The following is a 20,109-nucleotide window of genomic DNA, read 5'->3' as shown; positions in this document are numbered from 1 at the left end:
CGTGGGTGCGGAGTGCGGCGCGAGCCAGACGGGCTCGCGCCGCGAGGAGATCTACGCGGTGACGCTGATGCTCCAGGTGACGCCGAACTGGTCGGTGAGCATGCCGAAACCGGCGCTCCATGCCGACGCCGCCAGTGGCTCCACGATGACGGCATCGACAGCGAGGGCGTCCCAGTGTCCCTGGAGTTCCTCGAGGGTCTCCGCGCCGATCGAGACGAACAGCGCCTGGTCGGTGACGGTCGTCCCGTTCTCGCGGCGGGTGGAACCGTCGCCGGCGATTCGTCCTCCGGTCTGGCCGGGGATGTCGTAGCCCATGACGCGGAAGCCGCTGTCGGCAGCGACGAGCCCGAAGACGACCTTGTCGGACCCGGGCACCTCCGTCGGCATCCCGAAGTCCGCGTACGTGTTGATGACGGTGTGGCCGCCGAACACGGACTGGTAGAACTCGAGCGCCGCGCGAGCATCGCCACGGAAGTTGAGGTGGGTGGTCGTCTGGATGGTCATCGTTGCTCCTTCACGAGGTCCGGGTCCTGTTGACCCGCTGCCGCAACTGTCACAGCCATGTAGGTCTGTTCCTGTCCTAGACCGTGATTAGTGTTGCCGTCATGACGACGACCACGCGACTGCTCCGCCTGCTGTCGCTGCTCCAGACGCGTCGCGACTGGCCGGGGTCGCTCTTGGCACGTCGCCTCGAGACCAGCGACCGGACCGTTCGTCGGGACATCGATCGGCTGCGTGGGATGGGCTACAGCATCCGGGCCACGATGGGCCCGGACGGTGGCTACCGACTCGACGCGGGAAGCGAACTGCCGCCACTGCTGTTCGACGACGACCAGACGGTCGCGGTCGCCATCGCCCTGCAGACCGCGCCAGCGATCGGTGCCGGCATCGAAGAGGCAGCGATCCGTGCGCTCGGGACGATACGGCAGGTCATGCCGTCCCGACTGCGGCATCGGCTCGACGCGCTCGAGGTGACAGCGGTCGGCCGCGCCGGCGATGCCGCCCCCGTGAACCTCTCGTTCGACGTGCTCGTCACCCTCGCCACCGCGATCCGCGACCGAGAGACACTGCGCTTCGACTACGTCCCTCGTGATGCGACAGCGGAGGACCGGCCGCTTCTCCCGCCGCGCCGTGCTGAACCGTCACACCTGGTCACCTCGCACGGACGCTGGTACCTGCTCGGGTGGGACCTCGACCGTGAGGACTGGCGACTCTACAGCGTCGATCGAGTTCGACCGCGGACCCCGAACGGTCCGCCGTTCGCCCCGCGCGCGGTGCCCGGTGGAGATGTGGACGAGTTCGTGTCAGGGCGGTTCAAGGGCTCTGACGTCAACGAGTGGCCCTGCCGTGGCACGGTGATCCTCGATCTCCCCGCGCACGAGGTCCTGCCGTTCGCCGGGGACGGAACCGTGACCGCGATCGACGGTCACCGATGCGCTCTCGAGGTCGGTTCGTGGTCATGGGGTGCACTCGCAGCGTCGTTCGGCAGGTTCGAGGTGCCGATGGAGGTCGTCGGCCCGCCAGAACTCGCAGCCGCGTTCGGGACGATCGCCGCGCGCTACCGAGCGACGAGCGAGAGCGCGACCACCCGTCGCCAGCCGTAGGTCACTCGCTGGTCGACGTCGATCAGGGCTCACCGGGCCTGCCGTGCGGATCGCGCCCGGGTCATGCCGACCGCCACGAGGAGCGCTGCGGCAACGGTCATGGCGAAGCCCGCGACGGTGACGCCCGTCTGGAACGCGGCGGCCTGGTGCGCGGTCCAGTTGGTGGCGGAGATGTCGCCGGTGAACAGGGCTGCGAGGATCGTGCCGGTCACGGCGAGCCCGATACCGGTTGCAGCCTGGCTGGACGTGTCCACGAGCGCTGCACCGACTGTGGTGCGGTTCTCCGGAAGACCGGTCATCACGTTGGTGCCCGCGACGACACCGACGAGGCGCATCCCAGCGGCGACGAGGACCAGGGCGAGCGCGACCCAGACGTACCCGAAGCGGCTCCCCGCGGCGTGGACACGCGACCTCGGCGTCCTCCGCTCCACGCCCGGTGCTGCTCAGACGGTGGCGCGGTAGCGGAGCCCGTCGACCAGGAGTCCGACGAGCTGCTGGCTCTGCTCGGGGGTCGCCGCACCGTGGGACAGGTCGGCGACGGCCCGGAGGAGCTGGGGTGCGTCGATGTCGGCGCGGACCGTTCCGGCTGCTGACGCTGCGTCGAGCAACTCCGTCAGGGTGCCGCCGAGCCGTCCGATGAAGTAGGCGGGGAGGGCCTCGAAGGCGGCGTCGCCGGACTGCAGTGCGGCGGCGAGCCCCCGCTTGGTGGCGACGAACTCGGTGAACCGCTGCAACCACCGAGCAAGCGCCTCGTCCGGAGCGTGTGCGGCGCGCAGGTCGTCGGCGGCGTCAGCGCAGGCTTCGACGGCCTGCTGGAACACCGCCACGACCAGGTCGGAGCGCTGTGGGAAGCGGCGGTACAGGGTGCCGACGCCGACGCCTGCGCGGTCGGCGATGGCCTTCGCGGGGGCGTCGACGCCGTCGGAGGCGAACACGGCCTTGGCGGCGTCGATCAAAGCGTCCAGGTTGCGGCGGGCGTCGGCGCGCACAGGTCCTCCTCGGTCCGGGGTTGCGGAAACGGAAAGGCGTTCCGTATAGTTCCGGAAGAGCGTTCCACTTCGCGTCAGACTACGACATCTGCACCCGGGACGCCATCGACAGGAGGATCCCATGCAGTACCGCACCCTCGGCAAGACCGGTATCCAGGTCAGTCCCTTCGCGCTGGGCGCCATGATGCTCGGCACCGACGGCCGGATCGGCAACGGAGACGAACAGGACTCGATCCGGATCGTCCACCGGGCACTGGACGCCGGCATCAACCTCATCGACACCGCCGACCGCTACTCGCAGGGTGGCTCGGAGACCCTGCTCGGCAAGGCGCTCGCGGGTCGCCGTGACGACGTCGTGCTCGCCACGAAGTTCAACGGCCCGATGGGGGACGATCCGAACCGCCGGGGGAACTCCCGCCGGTGGATCATGCGTGCGGTGGAGGACTCGCTCCGCCGTCTGCAGACCGACCACATCGACCTGTACCAGGCACACCGACCGGACGACACGGTCGACCTCGAGGAGACCCTGTCGGCGCTGACCGACCTGGTGCGCAGCGGCAAGGTGCGCGCCATCGGCACGAGCGACTTCCCGGCGTCGATGCAGGTGGAGGCGCAGTGGACCTCGGAACACCGGGGTCTCGAGCGCTTCCGCACGGAGCAGCCGACCTACTCGATCCTGAACCGCGGCATCGAGCGCGAGGTCCTGCCCGTCGTCGAGCGCTACGGCATGGGCACTCTCGTCTGGAGCCCGCTTGCCGGCGGCATGCTGACCGGGCGGTTCCGCAAGGGCCAGCAGAGCGACCTCGCCCGCGTCGGCTTGTTCCGGCACAACCAGGACGAGCGACGCATCGACGCCGTCGAGCAGGTCGTCGCGCTGTCCGAGGAGGTCGGCATCCCGATGACCCACCTCGCGATGGCGTTCGCGATCGCACACCCCGGAGTCACGAGCGCGCTGATCGGTCCGCGGTCGATGGAGCAGCTCGACGACCTGCTCGCGGGCGCCGACGTGGCGCTGTCGGACGAGGTCCTCGACCGGATCGACGCGATCGTCCCGCCGGGCACGGACGTCGGTCGTCTCGACCAGCAGTACGCCCCGCCAGCAGTCCTGCAGGCCGGGCTGCGTCGGCGCCCCGTCGCCGAGCGCCGAGCAGCCTGAGACAGCGCGACCCACGCCCCGGTGGCCGCGAGGCCGGGAGGAGGAGTCGTGTCCGGACGCTCATCCTCCCGGCCGCCGTGGTTCCGGGGCTGCTGCACCTGATCGGTCCCCTCCCCGTCCGCCCGCCTCCGCCGCCCCTCACGACGGTGCTGGTCACGATCGGGTAACGGGATTTTGCGTCAACGCGTTTGACGCTCCTACGGTCGCATCAATCGATTGACGACCCCGCGTCAACCGATCGACGCGAAGGAGCGACGCATGCTGACGATGAAGGACATCGCCGCCCAGGTGGGCGTGTCCGTGTCGTCCGTGTCGCTCGTGCTCAACGACCGGGACGCCGGCCGCGTCAACCGCGACGTCGCCAGCCGGATCCGGGAGCTCGCCGACACGTTCGGCTACGTGCCGAACCAGCTCGCCCGCTCACTGAAGTCGAAGCAGACGCAGACCATCGGCCTGGTGTCCGACCGGGTCGCGACCGTCCCGTTCTCGAGCGCGATGCTCGCCGGCGCGCAGGAGGCCGCCTGGCGCAGCGGCTACGTCCTCATGCTCGTCGACACCGGCGGCAACGAGGAGATGCAGACCACGGCGGTGCAGTCGCTGCTGCAGCGGAACGTCGACGGACTCATCGTCGCCGCGACGTACCACCGGACCGTCGAGGCACCGAAGGTGCCGTCGAGCACCCCGGTGGTCCTGCTCGACGGCCGCCCCGACACCGGCCCGGCCGACGGCGGCGCAGCGTCCGGGGGAGCGGGCCCCGACGCTGCACCGACCGACTTCGTCGTGCCGGACGAGGAGCGCGGTGCGTACGACGCCGTGACCCACCTCGTGCAGGCGGGACACCGCCGCATCGGGTTCTGCACCGTCCGTGCCTACCCGATCGCCGACGCACTGCGCACCCGCGGGTACCGGCGCGCCCTGGCCGATGCGGGCCTCCCGGCCGACCCCGCGCTCATGGTGACCGCCGAGGACGCGGCGACCGCGTGCGCCATCGCGCCCGCGCACGCCCTCCTCGACCGACCGGCCGGCGAGCGGCCGACCGCGGTGTTCTGCTTCGGCGACCAGATCGCGATGGGCTTCTACCAGGTGGCCCGGAGCCTCGGACTGACCGTCCCCACCGACCTGTCCATCGTCGGCTTCGACAACCAGGAGTTCGTCGCCGAAGCGCTCGACCCGGGACTCACCACCGTGCAGCTCCCGCACCGAGCGATGGGGGAGTGGGCCGTCGAGCGCATCCTCCGCCGGATCGACGGATCACCCGCGACCGGTGACGCACCCGTCGGGCACCGCATGCACTGTCCGATCGTGGTGCGCAGTTCCGTCGCGCCGCCCCGCGATCCCCCCTGAGCCGTACCGCACCAGTCCTCCCGACACCCACCCGAACGCGACGCGCCCCACGTCGCGGTGGTCGAGTGCGCCTGCGCGCGGTCGTCCACGTCATCAGCAAAGGAGCTGCACCATGCACCGAACCACGCGACGTCGGTCCCTGCGGACCGCCGCCATCACCACGATCGCGCTCGCCGCGGCCGCCCTCACCGGATGCAGCGCGTCCGGCTCCGGCTCGGACGGCAAGACCTTCACGATCATGCAGTACGAGGACCCCAGCACGGCGCAGGGCCAGGGCTGGAAGCTCGCGCTCGAGATCTTCGAGAAGAAGCACCCGGACGTCGACGTGGAGTTCCAGACGACGAGCTTCGACGGGTTCCGCAAGAACGCCAAGCTCGTGCTCGGCGGGAACAAGGTGCCGGACGTCGTCGAGTTCAACAAGGGCAATGCCGACGGTGGGCAGCTCGCCAGTCAGGGGCTGCTCGAGAACCTCGACGACGCCGTCGAGGAGCGCGGCTGGGACGACAAGGTCACCGGCTCCATGCAGTCGTTCGCGAAGTACGACGAGCAGGGCAAGGCCGGCAGCGGCAACTGGTACGGCGTCCCGAACGTCGGTGAGTACGTCACCTTCTACTACAACAAGGACAAGTTCCAGCAGGCCGGCATCACCGCCGAGCCGAAGACGATGGACGAGTTCACCACCGCCCTGCAGAAGCTCAAGGACGCCGACATCACGCCGATCTCGTCGTCGGCAGCGGTCAACCAGGGCTTCAACCAGATGTGGATCTGGTACTCGCTCGTCTCCGCGGCAGCCGACCGGGAGGACATCGACGACTTCATGTTCCTCAAGGGGAAGGTCGACTTCTCGAAGGACCCGTGGAAGTCGGGCACGCGGCAGTTCCAGGAATGGATCGACGAGGGCTACGTCGGCACGGACCTCGGCGGCCTCAACTTCGAGCAGGCGAACGTCAACTTCCTGAGCGGCAAGACCGGGATGCTCATCTGGAACAACGGCGTCTTCGCGCGGGTCAAGGACCAGGCGTCCTTCGAGTGGGGCTCGTTCACGCTCCCCGGCGCGAACATGACGATGGGGTCATCCGGCCACCTGTGGGGCGTCCCGGCGAAGGCCGGCAACAAGGAACTCGCCTACGACTGGATCGACACCACGCTCAGCCCCGAGGTCCAGAACGAGATCGGTGAACAGGGCGGCCTGCCGCTGGCGGGCGACACCGCGTCGATCTCGGACCCCGTCACGAAGGCGTACACCGAGCGCTTCGACGAGGTCGTGCGTGACGACACGCTCACCTTCTACCCGGACTACCCCGTGCCCGGCTTCCTCGACTTCATCCAGAACAACATGTCGGCGATGTCGAACGGCAACGAGACCGCCGACGAGTACCTGTCCGAGCTGCAGTCCTTCTACGACGACGGCAAGAAGACCGTCGACCAGGGCTGACCGACACCCACACCGGGCGGGCGCCCACCGGCGCCCCCGTCAGGAGATCGTCATGACGACACTCGCGCTCCGAAGTCGCACCCGGCAGCACTCCTACTGGTGGTACCTCGTACCGATGATCATCGGCACGCTCGCCATCGTGATCGTGCCGTTCGCGATGAACGTCTGGTACAGCCTCTTCCAGTGGAAGGGCGGACTGGCGCCGATGCGCTGGTACGGGATCGGCAACTACGTCGACCTGCTCGCCGACGCACAGTTCTGGCTCGCCTTCGGGAACTCCGTGTTCATGATCGTCGGCATCGTCGTGGTGCCGACCATCATCGGGCTCGTCCTCGCCGCGATGCTGTTCGACCACCTCGGCCGCGAATTCGGGCCGAAGGTGGCCGCGACGCTCCGCGCGCTGTACTACCTGCCGCAGATCCTGCCGATCGCGGTCGCCGGCTTCGTGTGGAGCTGGGTGCTCGCCACCCAGAACGGGCTGCTCAACAGCGTGCTCGCCGCGTTCGGGAACACGAGTCCACCGGACTGGCTGGGCAACCCGGACATCGCGATCTTCGCCGTGATGCTCGTGCTCGTCTGGCTGCAGATCGGCTACCCGGTGGTCGTCTTCATGGCGGCACTGCAGCGGGTGGACCCGGAACTGTACGAGGCGGCGTCGCTCGACGGTGCCGGCTGGTGGCGACGCTTCACCGCGATCACGCTGCCGCAGATCCGCCCCGAGGTGTTCGTCGTCGTGATCACGGCGACCGTCGGCGCCCTCAAGGTCTTCGCGCCGATCCTCATCCTGACGGGCGGCGGGCCGGAGGGATCCACCGTCGTGCCGTCGTACTACTCGTACCGGAACTTCTTCGAGCTGTCGAAGGTCGGGTACGGGTCCGCCATCGCGACGGTCATGGCGATCGTCATCTTCGTCATCGCGGGTGTGCTCATGTGGCTGCAGCGCCGTGACGCCGAGGGGAAGGACGCCTGATGAGCGCCACTCTGTCCACCTCCGACGAGACCGCTCCGACCGAGGATCGGGCCGCCCAGACTCCGGGAGGACGGACTCAGCGGGGCCGCGGCGCCCGCCGGAAGCGCGGGGTCACCCGCTGGGTCGTCCTCGCCGTGGCGGCGGTGTTCGCCCTGCTCATGCTGGCGCCCCTGCTGCTCCTCGTGCTCAACGCCTTCAAGACCGGCGCGGACTACTCCGCCCACGGTCCGCTGTCGCTGCCCGAGCAGTTCAGCACCGAGGCCTTCCAGCAGTACCTGTCCCTCGTCGACTACCCGCGGGCACTGCTCAACTCGATCGTCATCTCGGGACTCGTCGCCGTGCTCGGGACGGCGCTCGCCCTCGTGACGAGCTACGGGATCGGCATCGGCCGGATCCGCGGTCGCACCTGGATGCTCGCGGTGTTCCTGCTGGCGACGATGCTCCCGCAGGAGTCCCTCATCTACCCGCTGTTCTACGGCGCCCAGACCACCGGCACCGTCAACACGATCTGGAGCGTGGTGATCGTCTTCACCGTGCTGCAGGCCGCGTTCGGCACGTACCTGCTGTCGAGCGTGATGAGCACGATCCCCCAGTCGTTGCTCGAGGCCGCAGCGCTCGACGGCGCCGGACGCTTCCGCATCCTCTGGTCGGTGGTGTTCCCGGTCCTCCGCCCGACGCTGTCGGTGCTCGTCGTGTTCTTCTTCGTCTGGACCTGGAACGAGTTCTACATCCCGCTCGTGCTCCTCACCGACCAGTCCGCGCAGACCGTCCCGATCGCGCTCGCGACCCTGCAGGGGCAGAACAGCATCAACCTGACCGCGCTCAACGCCGGGTCGTTGCTCTCCCTGCTCCCGACCCTGGTCTTCTTCCTCGTCTTCCAACGCACCCTGAGCCGCGGCGTCACCGTCGGCTCCGTCAAGTGACCACCACCCGACCGACCCCCGGAGGATCCATGCTCCCCACCCTGTCCGAACTCGCGCCGCCCGCCGGCGTGCGGTCCCGATCGATCAACGCCGAGAACCCCACCGGGGCGTTCGGGATCGCCGCCTCGGCCTCGTCGAACCTCGGTCCGGGCCGCAAGGGGAGCGCCTGGGCCGCACTGCCCGCCGGTGGGACGGTGGACCTGGTCGACATCGACGGGCCCGGGGTGATCCGGCACATCTGGATCACCGTGACCGACAAGACCGAGGCCGGACCGTTCGTCCTCCGCGACCTGGTCCTGCGCGCCTGGTGGGACGACGAGGACGAACCCTCGGTCGAGGTCCCGCTCGGCGACTTCTTCTGCAACGGCTTCGCCACCCGCGCGCTCGTCACGTCGGAACCGATCACCGTCGCCCCGACCGCCGGCATGAACAGCTACTTCCCGATGCCGTTCCGGAAGCACGCTCGCATCGCCATCACGAGCGAGCACGGTGCCGACCTGGAGCACGTCTTCTTCCAGGTCGACCTGACCACCGGTGACGACATCGCCGCCGACACCCCGTACTTCCACGCGCAGTGGCGGCGGTCGAACGGCACGACCGCGCTCGGCGAGGACCACGTCATCCTCGACGGGGTGCGCGGCCGCGGGCGGTACGTCGGCACCTACGTCGCCCTCGCCTCGCTGAGCCGCTTCTGGTGGGGTGAGGGCGAGGTCAAGTTCTTCGTGGACGGCGACGACGAGCTCCCGTCGCTCTGCAGCACCGGACTCGAGGACTACGCCGGCGGAGCGTGGGCGTTCCAGGACGAGCTCCGTGCCGACCCCGAGCCCGTGCCGCTCACCTTCAGTGCGCCGTACTTCGGCTACCCGTTCTGCAGCAGTCGTGACACCACCGGGGCGTCCGAGTTCATCCACGCGGTCGCGCCGATGCACGCCCTGTACCGCTGGCACCTGCCGGACCCGATCTGGTTCGAGGAGGACCTGCGCGTCACCGTGCAGCAGATCGGCACCTGGGACCACGGGCTGTTCGAGCGGGCCGACGACATCAGCACGGTCGCCTACTGGTACCAGACGGGACCGCACGCGCCGTTCCCGACGCTGCCCCCGGCGGCGGCACGCGTCCCGAGGTGACCGCCTGACGGCCTGGAGGCGCGGTGCGGGCCCGCACCGCGCCTCCAGGCCGTCCCCTCGCGGTAGGGACGCAGGACCCGCGTCGCTCCCGATCCTCAACCCGTTGCCGGAAGGTGAGCAGCATGGAGACCGTCGTCATCGGTGAGGCCCTCGTCGACGTGGTCGACCGACCAGCGGGGCGCGTCGAGCAGCCCGGTGGGAGTCCGATGAACGTCGCGGTCGGCCTGGCCAGACTCGGCACGCCGGCACGGCTCGTCTGCGCGCTCGGCGACGACGACCGTGGCAGCGCGGTCCTGGCCCACGTCGCAGCGAGCGGCGTGGCGGTCGACGCGACGCGCATCGGGCGCACGTCGACCGCGGTCGCGACGATCGAGGAGCACGGCGGCGCGTCCTACGCGTTCGACCTCGACTGGCGGCTCGACCCCGTCGACGTGCCGGCGGGGACGCCCCTCGTGCACGTCGGGTCGATCGGGGCCGTGCTGCGGCCCGGAGCGGGCGCGGTCCTCGACGCGGTTCGCGGCCGACCCTCGGGCACGCTCTGCTCCCTCGACCCGAACGTCCGGCCGACGATCACGCCGGACCGGGACGCGGTCCTGGCGGCGCTGGCGCCGCTCGTCGCCGAGGCGGACGTCGTCAAGCTCAGTGACGAGGACGCCGCGTGGCTGTGGCCGGACCGTGACGTCGACGCGGTCCTCGACGGGCTGCTCGCGGCCGGGGTGGGGCTCGCCGCGGTGACCCTCGGCGGCTCCGGGTGTGCGATCGCGTCCCGGAGCGCTCGCCGCAGGTCGCCCGCACCCGCCGTCGAGGTCGTGGACACGATCGGGGCCGGCGACTCGTTCATGTCGGGGTTGCTCGTCGGCGTCCTGTCCGGGCGAGTGGAGCCCGGGGACCTGGACGGCGCCGAGCTCGAGCGACTCGCGGGACTCGCACTGGCGTGCGCAGCGGTCACGGTGTCGCGACCAGGGGCGGACCCGCCCACGCGGGCGGAGCTCGACCAGGACGTGTGAACGTCCTGGATGCGCCGTCCGCTCCGTCAGGACACTGACGAGCTGGGCCCCTCGGCGTGATCCGGCCACAGCAGCCGGAAGCGCTCACACACCACCGGCATGTCAGACGCCCACCCCCGCGGGCTCTCCGAGTGCTCCCGCCAGTACCGCTCGTGCGCCGCACGCCAGTAGGCCAGGGTCCGGTCGCCCTCACCCTCGGCGCGGGCGTGCTCGGCGCTGACCCGGATGAACGGTACGATCCGGACCTCGGTCGTCACGAGCACGGCTCGCGGCTCGTCAGTGCCGTCGAGGATGATGCTGTACTCGCCGACCTCCGGCAGGGGCTCACCGGTGGCCTCGTAGTCCCAGAGCGAGGATGCTGTTCCGTCCTTCACGCCGGCGAGCACGAGGTCGAGCAGGGCGTCCGCGTGTTCCGGTGTCGCACCGAACGCCCATGCGAGGGGAACGGTCTCGGGCAGATCGGGGGAGTCGCGGCGACGCGCCTCCCAGAAGGCGGCCACGGTCGGTGAGGGTGCGTTCACAGCAGTGACCCTAGTGAGCGACCAGATGCGAGCGACGGCCATGCCACCCACCGGACGTGACAGGATCGACCCGTCCCCACGAGCCTCCGGAGCCCCGATGACCACGCGCGATCGCACCACCAGCACGACGCTGCTGTGCCGCGCGACGGCCTCCGGCCCGGGCTGGACGCCGATCGTCTCCGCCGAGAAGGCCGACCTGTACGGCAGCGACGACAGCCGCCGCGAGCTCCATCCGTAGATGCGTGACGGGCGCGCCCCGCGCCTCCAGGCCGGCGGCTCCGATTCCTGCGCAGCAGGCGGGGGAGCAGCCGGCTCGACCCGCACAACCCACCGCTCGGAAACAGGAAGCACCGTCATGCCCGCACGCACCCTCACCCCCTCCGGCTCCCCGGCGATCGACTGGGCGACCCGCTCCATGCCGCTCCTCGCGGCCAGCATCGAGCAGGACGCTCCGGTGTTCGCCGGCCTGCACCTCGGCATCTGCATCCACATCGAGCCGAAGACCGCCGTCCTGTGCCGATGGCTGCTCGATCAGGGCGCCCGCGTGACGATCACCGGCAACGTCGGCACGACCGTGCCCGAGACGGCGGAGGCGCTCCGGACCCTCGGCATCACGGTGATCGGTGGCCGCAGTGACGACGCCGAGCAGCACGACCGGAACCTCGACGAACTGCTCGCCGCCCTCCCGGACCTGGTGATGGACAACGGCGGTGAGCTCATCGCGAAGCTGAGCAGGGGAGCACCACGGTCGAGCACGTTCCTCGGCGCGACGGAGGAGACGACCACCGGCGGCATCGCCATCCGCGCCCTGCCGCAGGCGCCGGACTTCCCGGTCGTGGTCATCAACGACAGCCGACTGAAGCTCATCGTCGAGAACGAGCACGGCGTCGGGCAGAGCATCGTGCAGGGGTTCATGAACGCAACGAACGCGATGGTGCCCGGCGCCCGCGCCACCGTTGTCGGGTACGGCCCGTGTGGCAAGGGCGTCGCGGACACGCTCCGGAGCCTCGGCGCCGTCGTGAGCGTCGTCGACACGGACCCGTTCCGCGCGCTCGAGGCGATCATGCGCGGCCACCGCGTCGGGCCGATGGCTGCGGTCCTGCCCGACACCGAGCTGCTCTTCCTGGCGACGGGCGCACGGGGCGTCGTCGGCTCCGCCGAGATCGCGATGCTCCGCGACGGCGTCGTCATCGCGGGCGTCGGTCATGAAGGGCTCGAGCTCGACCTGGAGGCCCTGACCGCGGTGACCGCGGAGACCACCTCCCTGTCGGGGCCGGGTTCCGACCCGGACGCGCGGGTCCTGCACCGTCTGGTCGACGGGCGCGAGGTCGTGACACTGCACGGGACGCGGATGATCAACCTCACGGCCGCGGGCGGCAACCCGATCCAGGCGATGGACCTCGGGCTGTCGCTGCAGGCCCGGAGTCTCGCGGCGATCGCGCGCGGCGACGTGCCGTGGACCGGGGCAGGGCCGGTCCCTGCCGACGTCGACCACTGGCTGGCGACGGCGCTCGTCGCGCTGCTCGGCAAGGGCGGTCGCTGACGGTCGCGCGCGTCACTGCGACAGTTCGCGGTCCAACCGGTCGAGGAGCGCCTCGAGCGAGACCTCGAACTCCTCGTCGCTGCGGTCCTCGCTGAGCAGGGGGCGGAGGCGTCGGACCTCCGGAGCGACGTCGAGGGACAGGTTCCCGTCGCCCTCCGGGATGTCGGCGTCGCCTTCGTCCAGGGGTTCCTCCGCGGGCCCCGCCTCGGCTCCCGCCACGACGGACTGCAACAGGAGCTGCCCGAGCAGGAAGCTGCTGAAGGCCCGGTAGGCGTTGACCGCCTGTGCGTCGCTGAACCCGTGCTCGGTCAGCGCGTGGAGGAACGTGTCGACGACCTCGATGCTGCGGAGGGGCGGACGGAGCCAGGGCGCGGCAGGATGGCGGGTCGCGACGAGGGGGAACGCCTTCGGGTGGTCCGTCGCGATCCGGCGGACCTCGTGGGCGACGGTCTGCAGGAACCCCTGCCAGTGCTCGGCCTCGGGCTGCGCGTCGTCGAGGCGTGCGGTGAGGTCACTCATCAGCGACGCGACGACGCCTTCGAGCAGGTCTTCCTTCCCGTGCACGTACCGGTAGAGGGACATCGCCTCCACGCCGAGGTCCTGTGCGAGGGACCGCATGGACAACCCCTGTGGGCCGGAGCGGTCGATCTGGGCGAGCGCGGTGTCCACGATCAACTCGCGACTGAGTCTGGGTCCGGTCGTGCTCGGTCGGTTCGCGGTCACGACTGCCTCCAGGTCCGCCGGGGTCGTCGCCGGGACGGTTCCCGGTCGTGGGTCGGCGCCCGGAAGTACGGCGTCACCGAACCTGTGAGTCTACCGGGGCTTACGTCGTAAGTTCGGACTCGCTTACGGTGTAAGCCTCCTCGAGGCAGGGCCGAGCGGACGCTCGTGTCCGGCTCCCCGGCCATCGAGGACCCACTGTTCATCGACCCTCGGGTACCCCGGGGAAAAGGAGCACGACATGATCGACAGCAGCAGCGTCAACGACCTCATCGGCGCCGACGTCTACGGCAGCGGCGAAGCCAAGATCGGCACCGTCGGCCAGGTCTACGTCGACAACGACACGCAGGCCCCGACGTGGGTGACCATCCGGACCGGTCTGTTCGGGACCTCGGAGACCTTCGCGCCGTTGACCGAGGCGAACTTCGACGCCGGCATCGTCCGCATCGCCTACGACAAGGCCTTCGTCAAGGACGCACCGCGGGTCGAGGCCGACGGCGCCCTCAGCGACGAAGAGGAGCAGGCGCTCTACTCCTACTACGGCATGACCGACGCCTCCGTGGACGAGTCACCGCTGTACGACCAGGACGCCGACCGCGGCGTGAACACCCACGGCACCGAGGGCCACGACACGTCCGGCCCGACGACCGACGACGCGATGACCCGCTCCGAGGAGCGCCTGCACGTGGGCACCGAGCGGGTCGGAGCCGGCCGTGCCCGTCTGCGCAAGCACGTCGTCACCGAGCAGGTCACGAAGACCGTCCCGGTCAGCCACGAGGAGGTCACCCTCAGCCGTGAGCCGATCACCGACGCGAACGCCGCCGACGCCCTCGCCGGTCCGGACCTCAGTGAGGAGGAGCACGAGGTCGTCCTCACCGAGGAGCGCATCGTCACCTCGAAGGAGACCGTCCCCGTCGAGCGTGTCCGTCTGGGCACCGAGACCGTCACCGAGCAGCAGACCGTCAACGAGGACGTCTCCCACGAGGAGATCGAGCTCGACGACACCGAAGTCCGCACCACCACGACCGACGGCACCGTCGCCGACCGCGACTCCCGCTCCTAGGCACCGCCCGCGGCGGCCCCCGGCCCACGTCGGGTGGCCGCCGCCGCGTCCGGCTGACCCTGCGAACCCGTGTCCACATCGGAGGAGACCATGACCTCGCCCCACACCCCGCGACGCCCGTCCGCCGCCGACGACGACGACATCGAGGTGGTCCGGCACGAGGAGCGCCTCGCCGTCAGGACCGAGCTCCATGCGACGGAGCGGGTCCGGCTCGAGCGGGTCGTCGTGAGCGAGCAGCGGACCATCAGCGTCGACGTCAGTCACGAGGAGGTCCGGCTCACACGCGAGCCGATCACCGGAGGGACCCGCCTGCCCGGCGCCGAGGTCCCCGTCCGCGAGCCGATCGTGGTGGTCCTGCACGAGGAACAGGTCACCGTGACGAAGACCGTCGTCCCGGTGGAGCGCGTCACCCTCAGCACGCACCGGGTCACCGACGACCACGTGGTGACGGAGACGCTCGGCCACGAGGAGGTCGACGTCACGACCGAGTAGCCAGGGCGCTTCCGGCGCAGATGTCGAGCACGCCGTCCACGGCAGCGCTCCGCGGCGGGAGTGCCCGGCCCGTGCGTCCACTGCGCCTGTGGCCATGCGCACGTCCGACCGAGGACCGTGGGGACCAGCGCGTCCCCGACCCTCCGGGTCCCGGGAGCAGGACCGACCGCACGCACGCCACGAGGGCCGACCCGCATCCGCTGGGATGCGAGCCGGCCCTCGTGTCGGTCGGCCGGGTGCGCCCGGTCAGACCGACCGGCGTCGGCGGGACCCGAACACCGCCGTCGCCGCGCCCAGCAGGAGCAGCGTGAGCGCCGCCGCGATGCCCGCACGCGGGTCCGACCCGGTGAACGCGAGGCTGCCGGTCGTGCCGCTGCCGTCGCCGACGGTGCCCGTGGTGCCGTCACCAGCCGTGCCTCCGGTGGCGCCACCGGCCGCGAGGTAGGCGAACGCCGTCCCGTCGTCGCTCGTACCGCCCGCGGTGCTGACGGTGATGGCCGCTCTGCCCGCGGCACAGGCCGGGGTGGTGAAGGTCAGCTCGGTGCCGTCCTCCGAGACGGTGACGTCGGCCGGGTCGATGGTGACCCCGCAGATCGTCACGGTCGTGGCGCCGGGGACGAAGCCGTCACCTGTCAGGGTGACGGTCGTGCCGCCCGTGGTCGGTCCGGAGCCGGGGGTGGCACCGGTGACGGCGGGGACGGGCAGGTAGGCGTAGGCGTCAGCGGCGACGGCGGTGCCGTCCGGTCCGGTGACGGCCACGTCGGCGGTGCCGGTCGTGCCGGCCGGCGTCGTGACGGTGACGCTCGTGTCGGTCGGCGTGCCGACGATCGTGGCGGGGACGCCGTCGAACGTGACCTCGGTGGTGCCGGCGAGGCCGGTGCCCGAGACGACGACGGTCTGGCCACCGGCGGTCGGGCCGGCGGCGGGGCTGATGCCGGTCACGGTCGGTGTGGCGGCGGCTGCCGCGTACCGGAACTGCACCGGAGCGGTGAGCAGGGTGTCACCGGGGAAGCCGACGGTGACGTCGACCAGACCCGTGCCGGCCGGTGCCGTGACGACGATGGTGGTGCCGTCGTCGGACACGGACTGCACGTCGGCGAGGGTGTCGCCGAAGCGGACCTCGTCAGCTGCCTGGAGGCCGGTGCCGGTGATCGTCACCGTCGTCCCGCCCGCAGCCGGACCCTCGGCCGGCGCGAGCGCGGTGACCGTCGGGGCGACGTAGACGTAGGGGAGGCTGTCCGAGGTGCCGCCGCTCGTGACGACCGCGGTCGTCGTGCCGGCGGGTCCGGCGGGCGTCACCGCGGTCAGGGAGGCGCCGTCGGCCGCGACGGTGACGTCGGTGGCGGGGACGCCGGCGAACGTGACCGTCGTGTCGTCGCCGAAGCCGGAGCCCGTGATCGTGACGGTCTGGCCGCCGGTGGTGGGGCCGGTGCCGGGGGTGATGTCGGCGACCGTGACGGGCGCGGCCGCAGCGGTCGGGGTCTCGCAGTTCGCCTGCGCGAGGACGACCGTGGCGACGGCGTCGTCGGTGAGGGTGACGCCGGCGGCCGTGCCGTCGAGGGTGACGGTGGCGACGACCGCGGTGGCGGTGGCGGTCGTGCCGGTCGTGGTCGTCGTGCGGGCGAGGTCGACCGTCAGGGTGACACCGGCGAGGGCGCCCGTCAGCGCCGTCGCGTTCGAGAAGGTCGGGGTGTCGACGTCGAGGGTGACCCCCTGGCCGAACACGGTCAGGCCGGTGAGGAGCGCGTCGCTCGTCGGGGTACCGCCGACCGGGCAGGTGGCGGTGGCCGTCGCGGCGTCGGCGGTCAGGACGTCGAGTCCGAACAGCTCGATCGAGGCGCCGGCGATCTCCGCGGCCGCCGTGGAGCGTGTGGCGTCGCTGCTGGCCGAGGTCGTGACGACCCCCGCGCCGATGTCGGCGACCGCTGCCGTGACGAGCGCTGCGGCGTCGCCGTCGAACTCGTCGGTACCGGTGCCGGCGACCGAGACGGCACCGGCGGACGCGTCGGCGGTGAGCCCGACGATCCCCGCGAGATCCGGTACTGCGACGTCGGCACTGATCCCGACGGCTGCGGCGTCCCCGGGTGCTGCCGCGGCGGGGCTCGCGACGACGAGCGCACCTCCGAGGGCGGTCCCGGCGGCGATGGACATCGCGGCGAATCGCATTCCCACGCGTCGTTGCATGGTGGTCCTTCCGTTTGAGTGACTCTCAGGACGGACGCTAAGCCGGGGATCAGCAGGGGGTTCCACCCACGTTCGGGGGATGGACGTCACCCCGAAAACCTGCACATCCGCTCAGATCCAGCGTTGGCGCGCTCCCTCCGCCCGCCTCCGGCGCGGCCAGCGGCACGGGATCCGCGTTCCGTGGCCAGCGCCGCGGGGACACTCAGTCGTCCATCGCCACCACGACCTTGCGGGCGGAGACGCCGTCCCGCAGCGTCTGCAGGGCGCCGGGGAGGGCCTCCAGTCCGTGTCCGACGACCATCGCCTCCGGGGCTGCGCGGAAGCGCCCGTCGGCCAGCGCTCCGGGCAGGAAGTCGCGGAAGACGGCCGGTCCGACGGGGGAGACCACCGGGGTACCGCCCCAGATGGCGGAGACGCGGATGCCGCCCAGGCGCGCGATCCGCGACCGCACAGCGGTCACCGGATCGGGGTAGGCGGACGCGATCCGCTTCGCGCCGGGTGCGCGACGGGTGATCCGCAGGGCGTGCCCCAGTGACCCGCTGCCGATGGCGATCGTGCCCGCGAGCCGACGGCCTCGCAGCGCAGCGACGACCTCGGCGTCCACGTCGTCGTCCCGGTAGTCGAGGACGGTCTCGGCGCCGAGGGAGCGGACGAGGTCGTGGTTCGCCCGACCGGCGGTCGCCACCACCGTGGAGCCACTGGCACGGGCGAGCTGGACGGCGTTGCTCCCGACGCTCGTCGACGCGCCCCAGACGAGGACCACCTGGTCGCTCCGGTCCGCGCGGTCGCCCGGCAGGGGGAGGGCCAGCTGGTCGGCTTCGTACAGGCCCGCGGCCGCGGTCGCCAGCGCGAGCGGCAGGACCGCGGCCTGCTCGAAGGACAGGTCGTCCGGGAGGCGCGTGGTGACGCGCTCGAGGACCGTCACGATCCGCTGGAACCCGCCCTCGGCCGCGCTGTTCCGCGGTTTCTCCTGGCCGGCGGCGAACGCGGTCACCCGGTCGCCGACCGCGAGGGCCGTGACGTCCGGCCCGACGGCGAGGACCTCGCCGGCGACGTCGCTGCCGAGGACCGTCGGGAAGCGCACCCAGGGGGTCACGAGGCGCCGGAGCGGGCCGGTGATCGCGTCGACCGGGTTGACGGCCACGGCACGGACGCGGACGACGACCTGACCTGCGGCGGGGCTCGGCACCGGGGTGGGGCGGACCTCGAAGGGGCCGCGGGGGCTGAGCAGGAAGAGTGCTGCGTTCGTGGTGGTGGGATCGTCGGCGGTCATGCGAGCTCCTCGTTCTCCGGTGCCGATCAGCGCGATGACACGTGGTGTCATCGTACGCCTCATGACACGTCGTGTCATCAGCTACCATCGGACGATGCGATGGGCTCCGGATGCACGAGGACGACTCGAGCGCGCCGCGTTCGAGCTCTTCGCCGAGCAGGGGTTCGCCGCAACGACGGTGCCGCAGATCACCGCTCGTGCGGGCCTGACGACCAGGACGTTCTTCCGGCACTTCGCCGACAAGCGCGAGGTCGTCTTCGCGGGTGCCGAGATCCCGGAGACCGCCGCGCGGCTCATCGCCGAGGCGCCGGACGACCTCGAACCGATGCGGGTCGTCCGCCGCGTCCTGCACCAGGTCGCGGCCACGCGCTTCGACGGGAACCACGAGCAGACCGCCGCATGGCGCCGGATCATCGAGGGGAACGACGAACTCCGCGACCGTGACGCCCGCAAGCGGTCCGACCTCGTCCGCGCCGCCCGGGCCGCCTTCATCGAGCGGGGGGAGACCCCGCTGCAGGCGACCGTCGTCGCGGAACTCGGCGTGCTCGTGTTCCAGGTCGCCCTCGAGCAGTGGGCGGCGGGGACCGGGGAGCGGCCGATGGAGGACACCGTCGACGAGGTGTTCGCCGCGCTGCCCTGAGGCTGAGGCCGAGGCCGCGGGACCGGGTGGAAGGATCGTGCCCATGCGCGCCGTCACCTTCACTGCCTTCTCCGCGACGCCCGTCGTCACCGAGGTCCCCGACCCGGAGTGCCCGCCGCACGCCGCCGTGGTCCGCGTCGTCGCGACCGGCGTCTGCCGCAGTGACTGGCACGCCTGGCACGGGCACGACGACACGGTGTCGCTGCCGCACGTCCCCGGACACGAGTTCGTCGGCGTCGTCGAGCAGGTCGGGGACGAGGTCCGGCAGTGGCAGCCCGGCACCCGCGTCACCGCCCCGTTCGTGAACGCGTGCGGCACCTGCCCCACGTGCGTCGCCGGACGCCAGAGCATCTGCCCGAACCAGACCCAGCCCGGGTTCGACCGCCCCGGGTCCTTCGCCGAGCGGGTCGTCGTGCACCACGCCGACACGAACCTCGTCGCCGTGCCGGACGCCATCGACGACGCCACCGCCGCCGGACTCGGCTGCCGGTTCGCCACCGCCTACCGCGCGATCGTGAACCGCGCCCGAACCGCCCCCGGGGAGCACGTCGTCGTGTTCGGCTGCGGGGGAGTCGGGCTCTCGGCGATCGTCGTCGCCGTCTCCCGCGGTGCGCAGGTGACAGCGATCGACGTCTCCGCCGAGGCGCTCGCGCTCGCCCGGACGCTCGGCGCCACCACCACGGTCGACGCCCGGTCTGACGACGTCGACGAGCAGATCCGGACGGCAACGGTCGGCGGCGCGCACGTCGTCGTCGAGGCCCTCGGACGCGCCTCGCTCGTCCGGCAGGGCATCGCCGCCCTCCGTCCCGGCGGTCGGCACGTCCAGGTCGGGCTCCTCGCCGGGGCGAACGCCATCCCGCAGGTCGACCTCGGCCGCGTCATCGGCCTCGAACTCGAGCTGCTCGGCAGCCACGGTATGTCCGCGCACGAGTACCCGGCCATGCTCGCCGAGATCGCCGCGGGCCGCCTGGACCCAGCACCGCTGGTCGGACGGACGATCGGGCTCGAGGAGGCGCCTGCGGCGCTCGCCGCGATGGACCGGCCCGCGACGGCGGCGGGCACGACGGTCGTCGTCCTGTAGTCGCGAGCGCGTCGCGGACGGGAGGCGCGCGGCCAGG

General features: G+C 71.3%; 21 protein-coding genes. 14 read left to right on the top strand and 7 right to left on the bottom strand.

Annotated elements, in window-relative coordinates:
• Nucleotides 1-51 precede the first annotated feature (51 nt).
• Nucleotides 52-504, bottom strand: coding sequence for a VOC family protein (locus DEJ18_RS15755; RefSeq protein WP_111209859.1), 453 nt, complete (start codon nucleotides 502-504; stop codon nucleotides 52-54).
• A gap of 101 nt (nucleotides 505-605) precedes the next feature.
• Between DEJ18_RS15755 and DEJ18_RS15750 the strand changes: the two genes are divergently transcribed.
• On the top strand, nucleotides 606-1,604 hold the full coding sequence (locus DEJ18_RS15750) for a helix-turn-helix transcriptional regulator (protein WP_111209860.1): 999 nt from the start codon (nucleotides 606-608) through the stop codon (nucleotides 1,602-1,604).
• Nucleotides 1,605-1,633: 29 nt separating this feature from the next.
• Here the strand turns inward: DEJ18_RS15750 and DEJ18_RS15745 are convergent, their stop codons facing one another.
• Together DEJ18_RS15745 and DEJ18_RS15740 are read right to left on the bottom strand one after the other, a co-directional pair.
• Nucleotides 1,634-2,035: an MFS transporter gene (locus DEJ18_RS15745; RefSeq protein ID WP_111209861.1), complete on the bottom strand. Its 402-nt coding sequence runs from the start codon at nucleotides 2,033-2,035 to the stop codon at nucleotides 1,634-1,636.
• Nucleotides 2,036-2,047: 12 nt separating this feature from the next.
• Entirely contained in the window at nucleotides 2,048-2,593 is a 546-nt protein-coding gene (locus DEJ18_RS15740) for a TetR/AcrR family transcriptional regulator (RefSeq protein ID WP_258376862.1), read from the bottom strand.
• A 121-nt stretch (nucleotides 2,594-2,714) separates the two neighbouring features.
• On the opposite strand from DEJ18_RS15740, the gene DEJ18_RS15735 reads away from it, so the two are divergent.
• The 7 genes from DEJ18_RS15735 (at nucleotide 2,715) to DEJ18_RS15705 (ending at nucleotide 10,555) form a co-directional block, all read left to right on the top strand.
• A complete protein-coding gene (locus DEJ18_RS15735) occupies nucleotides 2,715-3,749 on the top strand; it encodes an aldo/keto reductase (protein ID WP_111209863.1) in 1,035 nt (344 codons plus the stop codon).
• Between the two features lie 258 nt (nucleotides 3,750-4,007).
• Nucleotides 4,008-5,093 carry a LacI family DNA-binding transcriptional regulator gene (locus DEJ18_RS15730; RefSeq protein ID WP_111209864.1) on the top strand — a complete coding sequence of 362 codons (1,086 nt, stop codon included), beginning with the start codon at nucleotides 4,008-4,010 and terminating at the stop codon, nucleotides 5,091-5,093.
• A gap of 112 nt (nucleotides 5,094-5,205) precedes the next feature.
• Nucleotides 5,206-6,528, top strand: coding sequence for an ABC transporter substrate-binding protein (locus tag DEJ18_RS15725; protein ID WP_111209865.1), 1,323 nt, complete (start codon nucleotides 5,206-5,208; stop codon nucleotides 6,526-6,528).
• 52 nt (nucleotides 6,529-6,580) lie between these two features.
• Nucleotides 6,581-7,498, top strand: a complete 918-nt coding sequence (locus tag DEJ18_RS15720; RefSeq protein ID WP_258376863.1) for a carbohydrate ABC transporter permease — start codon at nucleotides 6,581-6,583, stop codon at nucleotides 7,496-7,498.
• The gene (locus DEJ18_RS15715) at nucleotides 7,498-8,421 is read left to right on the top strand and encodes a carbohydrate ABC transporter permease (RefSeq protein WP_111209866.1); all 924 of its coding nucleotides are present in this window, start codon (nucleotides 7,498-7,500) and stop codon (nucleotides 8,419-8,421) included. The genes DEJ18_RS15720 and DEJ18_RS15715 overlap by 1 nt, the downstream gene beginning before the upstream one ends.
• Before the next feature lie 29 nt (nucleotides 8,422-8,450).
• Entirely contained in the window at nucleotides 8,451-9,548 is a 1,098-nt protein-coding gene (locus DEJ18_RS15710; protein ID WP_111209867.1) for a glycoside hydrolase family 172 protein, read from the top strand.
• A gap of 122 nt (nucleotides 9,549-9,670) precedes the next feature.
• Entirely contained in the window at nucleotides 9,671-10,555 is an 885-nt protein-coding gene (locus DEJ18_RS15705) for a carbohydrate kinase family protein (protein ID WP_111209868.1), read from the top strand.
• A 26-nt stretch (nucleotides 10,556-10,581) separates the two neighbouring features.
• On the opposite strand, the gene DEJ18_RS15700 is transcribed toward DEJ18_RS15705, so the two are convergent.
• The gene (locus tag DEJ18_RS15700; protein ID WP_258376864.1) at nucleotides 10,582-11,076 is read right to left on the bottom strand and encodes an ASCH domain-containing protein; all 495 of its coding nucleotides are present in this window, start codon (nucleotides 11,074-11,076) and stop codon (nucleotides 10,582-10,584) included.
• A 97-nt stretch (nucleotides 11,077-11,173) separates the two neighbouring features.
• Between DEJ18_RS15700 and DEJ18_RS15695 the strand changes: the two genes are divergently transcribed.
• Together DEJ18_RS15695 and DEJ18_RS15690 are read left to right on the top strand one after the other, a co-directional pair.
• Nucleotides 11,174-11,314: a hypothetical protein gene (locus DEJ18_RS15695; protein ID WP_181434139.1), complete on the top strand. Its 141-nt coding sequence runs from the start codon at nucleotides 11,174-11,176 to the stop codon at nucleotides 11,312-11,314.
• A 117-nt stretch (nucleotides 11,315-11,431) separates the two neighbouring features.
• Nucleotides 11,432-12,619, top strand: coding sequence for an adenosylhomocysteinase (locus DEJ18_RS15690; protein WP_111209869.1), 1,188 nt, complete (start codon nucleotides 11,432-11,434; stop codon nucleotides 12,617-12,619).
• A 12-nt stretch (nucleotides 12,620-12,631) separates the two neighbouring features.
• Here the strand turns inward: DEJ18_RS15690 and DEJ18_RS15685 are convergent, their stop codons facing one another.
• Nucleotides 12,632-13,342, bottom strand: a complete 711-nt coding sequence (locus DEJ18_RS15685) for a TetR/AcrR family transcriptional regulator C-terminal domain-containing protein (RefSeq protein WP_258371180.1) — start codon at nucleotides 13,340-13,342, stop codon at nucleotides 12,632-12,634.
• A 238-nt stretch (nucleotides 13,343-13,580) separates the two neighbouring features.
• On the opposite strand from DEJ18_RS15685, the gene DEJ18_RS15680 reads away from it, so the two are divergent.
• Nucleotides 13,581-14,402 (top strand): DUF2382 domain-containing protein, encoded by an 822-nt coding sequence (locus DEJ18_RS15680; RefSeq protein WP_111209870.1) that lies wholly within the window; start codon nucleotides 13,581-13,583, stop codon nucleotides 14,400-14,402.
• 90 nt (nucleotides 14,403-14,492) lie between these two features.
• Complete coding sequence (locus DEJ18_RS15675; protein ID WP_111209871.1) at nucleotides 14,493-14,894, top strand: YsnF/AvaK domain-containing protein; 402 nt, start codon at nucleotides 14,493-14,495, stop codon at nucleotides 14,892-14,894.
• A 246-nt stretch (nucleotides 14,895-15,140) separates the two neighbouring features.
• Here DEJ18_RS15675 and DEJ18_RS15670 read toward each other — a convergent pair whose 3' ends face one another.
• Entirely contained in the window at nucleotides 15,141-17,060 is a 1,920-nt protein-coding gene (locus DEJ18_RS15670) for an IPT/TIG domain-containing protein (protein ID WP_284178636.1), read from the bottom strand.
• 220 nt (nucleotides 17,061-17,280) lie between these two features.
• On the bottom strand, nucleotides 17,281-18,351 hold the full coding sequence (locus tag DEJ18_RS15665) for a zinc-binding alcohol dehydrogenase family protein (RefSeq protein ID WP_111209873.1): 1,071 nt from the start codon (nucleotides 18,349-18,351) through the stop codon (nucleotides 17,281-17,283).
• Between the two features lie 94 nt (nucleotides 18,352-18,445).
• On the opposite strand from DEJ18_RS15665, the gene DEJ18_RS15660 reads away from it, so the two are divergent.
• Together DEJ18_RS15660 and DEJ18_RS15655 are read left to right on the top strand one after the other, a co-directional pair.
• Nucleotides 18,446-18,991, top strand: a complete 546-nt coding sequence (locus DEJ18_RS15660; RefSeq protein ID WP_181434141.1) for a TetR/AcrR family transcriptional regulator — start codon at nucleotides 18,446-18,448, stop codon at nucleotides 18,989-18,991.
• 43 nt (nucleotides 18,992-19,034) lie between these two features.
• The gene (locus tag DEJ18_RS15655; protein ID WP_111209875.1) at nucleotides 19,035-20,072 is read left to right on the top strand and encodes an alcohol dehydrogenase catalytic domain-containing protein; all 1,038 of its coding nucleotides are present in this window, start codon (nucleotides 19,035-19,037) and stop codon (nucleotides 20,070-20,072) included.
• The last annotated feature ends 37 nt before the right edge of the window (nucleotides 20,073-20,109 follow it).

This window comes from Curtobacterium sp. MCSS17_015 (assembly GCF_003234265.2).
In the GTDB taxonomy this organism is placed as follows: domain Bacteria; phylum Actinomycetota; class Actinomycetes; order Actinomycetales; family Microbacteriaceae; genus Curtobacterium.
This window is presented reverse-complemented; position numbering and strand designations above follow the sequence as displayed.

Excerpts from the sequence above, each read along its gene's own strand:
- DEJ18_RS15755 (WP_111209859.1), bottom strand. The coding sequence starts at position 504 with ATGACCATCCAGACGACCACCCACCTCAACTTCCGTGGCGATGCTCGC.
- DEJ18_RS15675 (WP_111209871.1), top strand. The coding sequence starts at position 14,493 with ATGACCTCGCCCCACACCCCGCGACGCCCGTCCGCCGCCGACGACGAC.
- DEJ18_RS15720 (WP_258376863.1), top strand. The coding sequence starts at position 6,581 with ATGACGACACTCGCGCTCCGAAGTCGCACCCGGCAGCACTCCTACTGG.
- DEJ18_RS15715 (WP_111209866.1), top strand. The coding sequence starts at position 7,498 with ATGAGCGCCACTCTGTCCACCTCCGACGAGACCGCTCCGACCGAGGAT.
- DEJ18_RS15750 (WP_111209860.1), top strand. The coding sequence starts at position 606 with ATGACGACGACCACGCGACTGCTCCGCCTGCTGTCGCTGCTCCAGACG.
- DEJ18_RS15695 (WP_181434139.1), top strand. The coding sequence starts at position 11,174 with ATGACCACGCGCGATCGCACCACCAGCACGACGCTGCTGTGCCGCGCG.
- DEJ18_RS15655 (WP_111209875.1), top strand. The coding sequence starts at position 19,035 with ATGCGCGCCGTCACCTTCACTGCCTTCTCCGCGACGCCCGTCGTCACC.
- DEJ18_RS15680 (WP_111209870.1), top strand. The coding sequence starts at position 13,581 with ATGATCGACAGCAGCAGCGTCAACGACCTCATCGGCGCCGACGTCTAC.
- DEJ18_RS15725 (WP_111209865.1), top strand. The coding sequence starts at position 5,206 with ATGCACCGAACCACGCGACGTCGGTCCCTGCGGACCGCCGCCATCACC.
- DEJ18_RS15730 (WP_111209864.1), top strand. The coding sequence starts at position 4,008 with ATGCTGACGATGAAGGACATCGCCGCCCAGGTGGGCGTGTCCGTGTCG.
- DEJ18_RS15660 (WP_181434141.1), top strand. The coding sequence starts at position 18,446 with ATGCGATGGGCTCCGGATGCACGAGGACGACTCGAGCGCGCCGCGTTC.
- DEJ18_RS15670 (WP_284178636.1), bottom strand. The coding sequence starts at position 17,060 with ATGCGATTCGCCGCGATGTCCATCGCCGCCGGGACCGCCCTCGGAGGT.
- DEJ18_RS15705 (WP_111209868.1), top strand. The coding sequence starts at position 9,671 with ATGGAGACCGTCGTCATCGGTGAGGCCCTCGTCGACGTGGTCGACCGA.
- DEJ18_RS15690 (WP_111209869.1), top strand. The coding sequence starts at position 11,432 with ATGCCCGCACGCACCCTCACCCCCTCCGGCTCCCCGGCGATCGACTGG.
- DEJ18_RS15735 (WP_111209863.1), top strand. The coding sequence starts at position 2,715 with ATGCAGTACCGCACCCTCGGCAAGACCGGTATCCAGGTCAGTCCCTTC.
- DEJ18_RS15710 (WP_111209867.1), top strand. The coding sequence starts at position 8,451 with ATGCTCCCCACCCTGTCCGAACTCGCGCCGCCCGCCGGCGTGCGGTCC.
- DEJ18_RS15665 (WP_111209873.1), bottom strand. The coding sequence starts at position 18,351 with ATGACCGCCGACGATCCCACCACCACGAACGCAGCACTCTTCCTGCTC.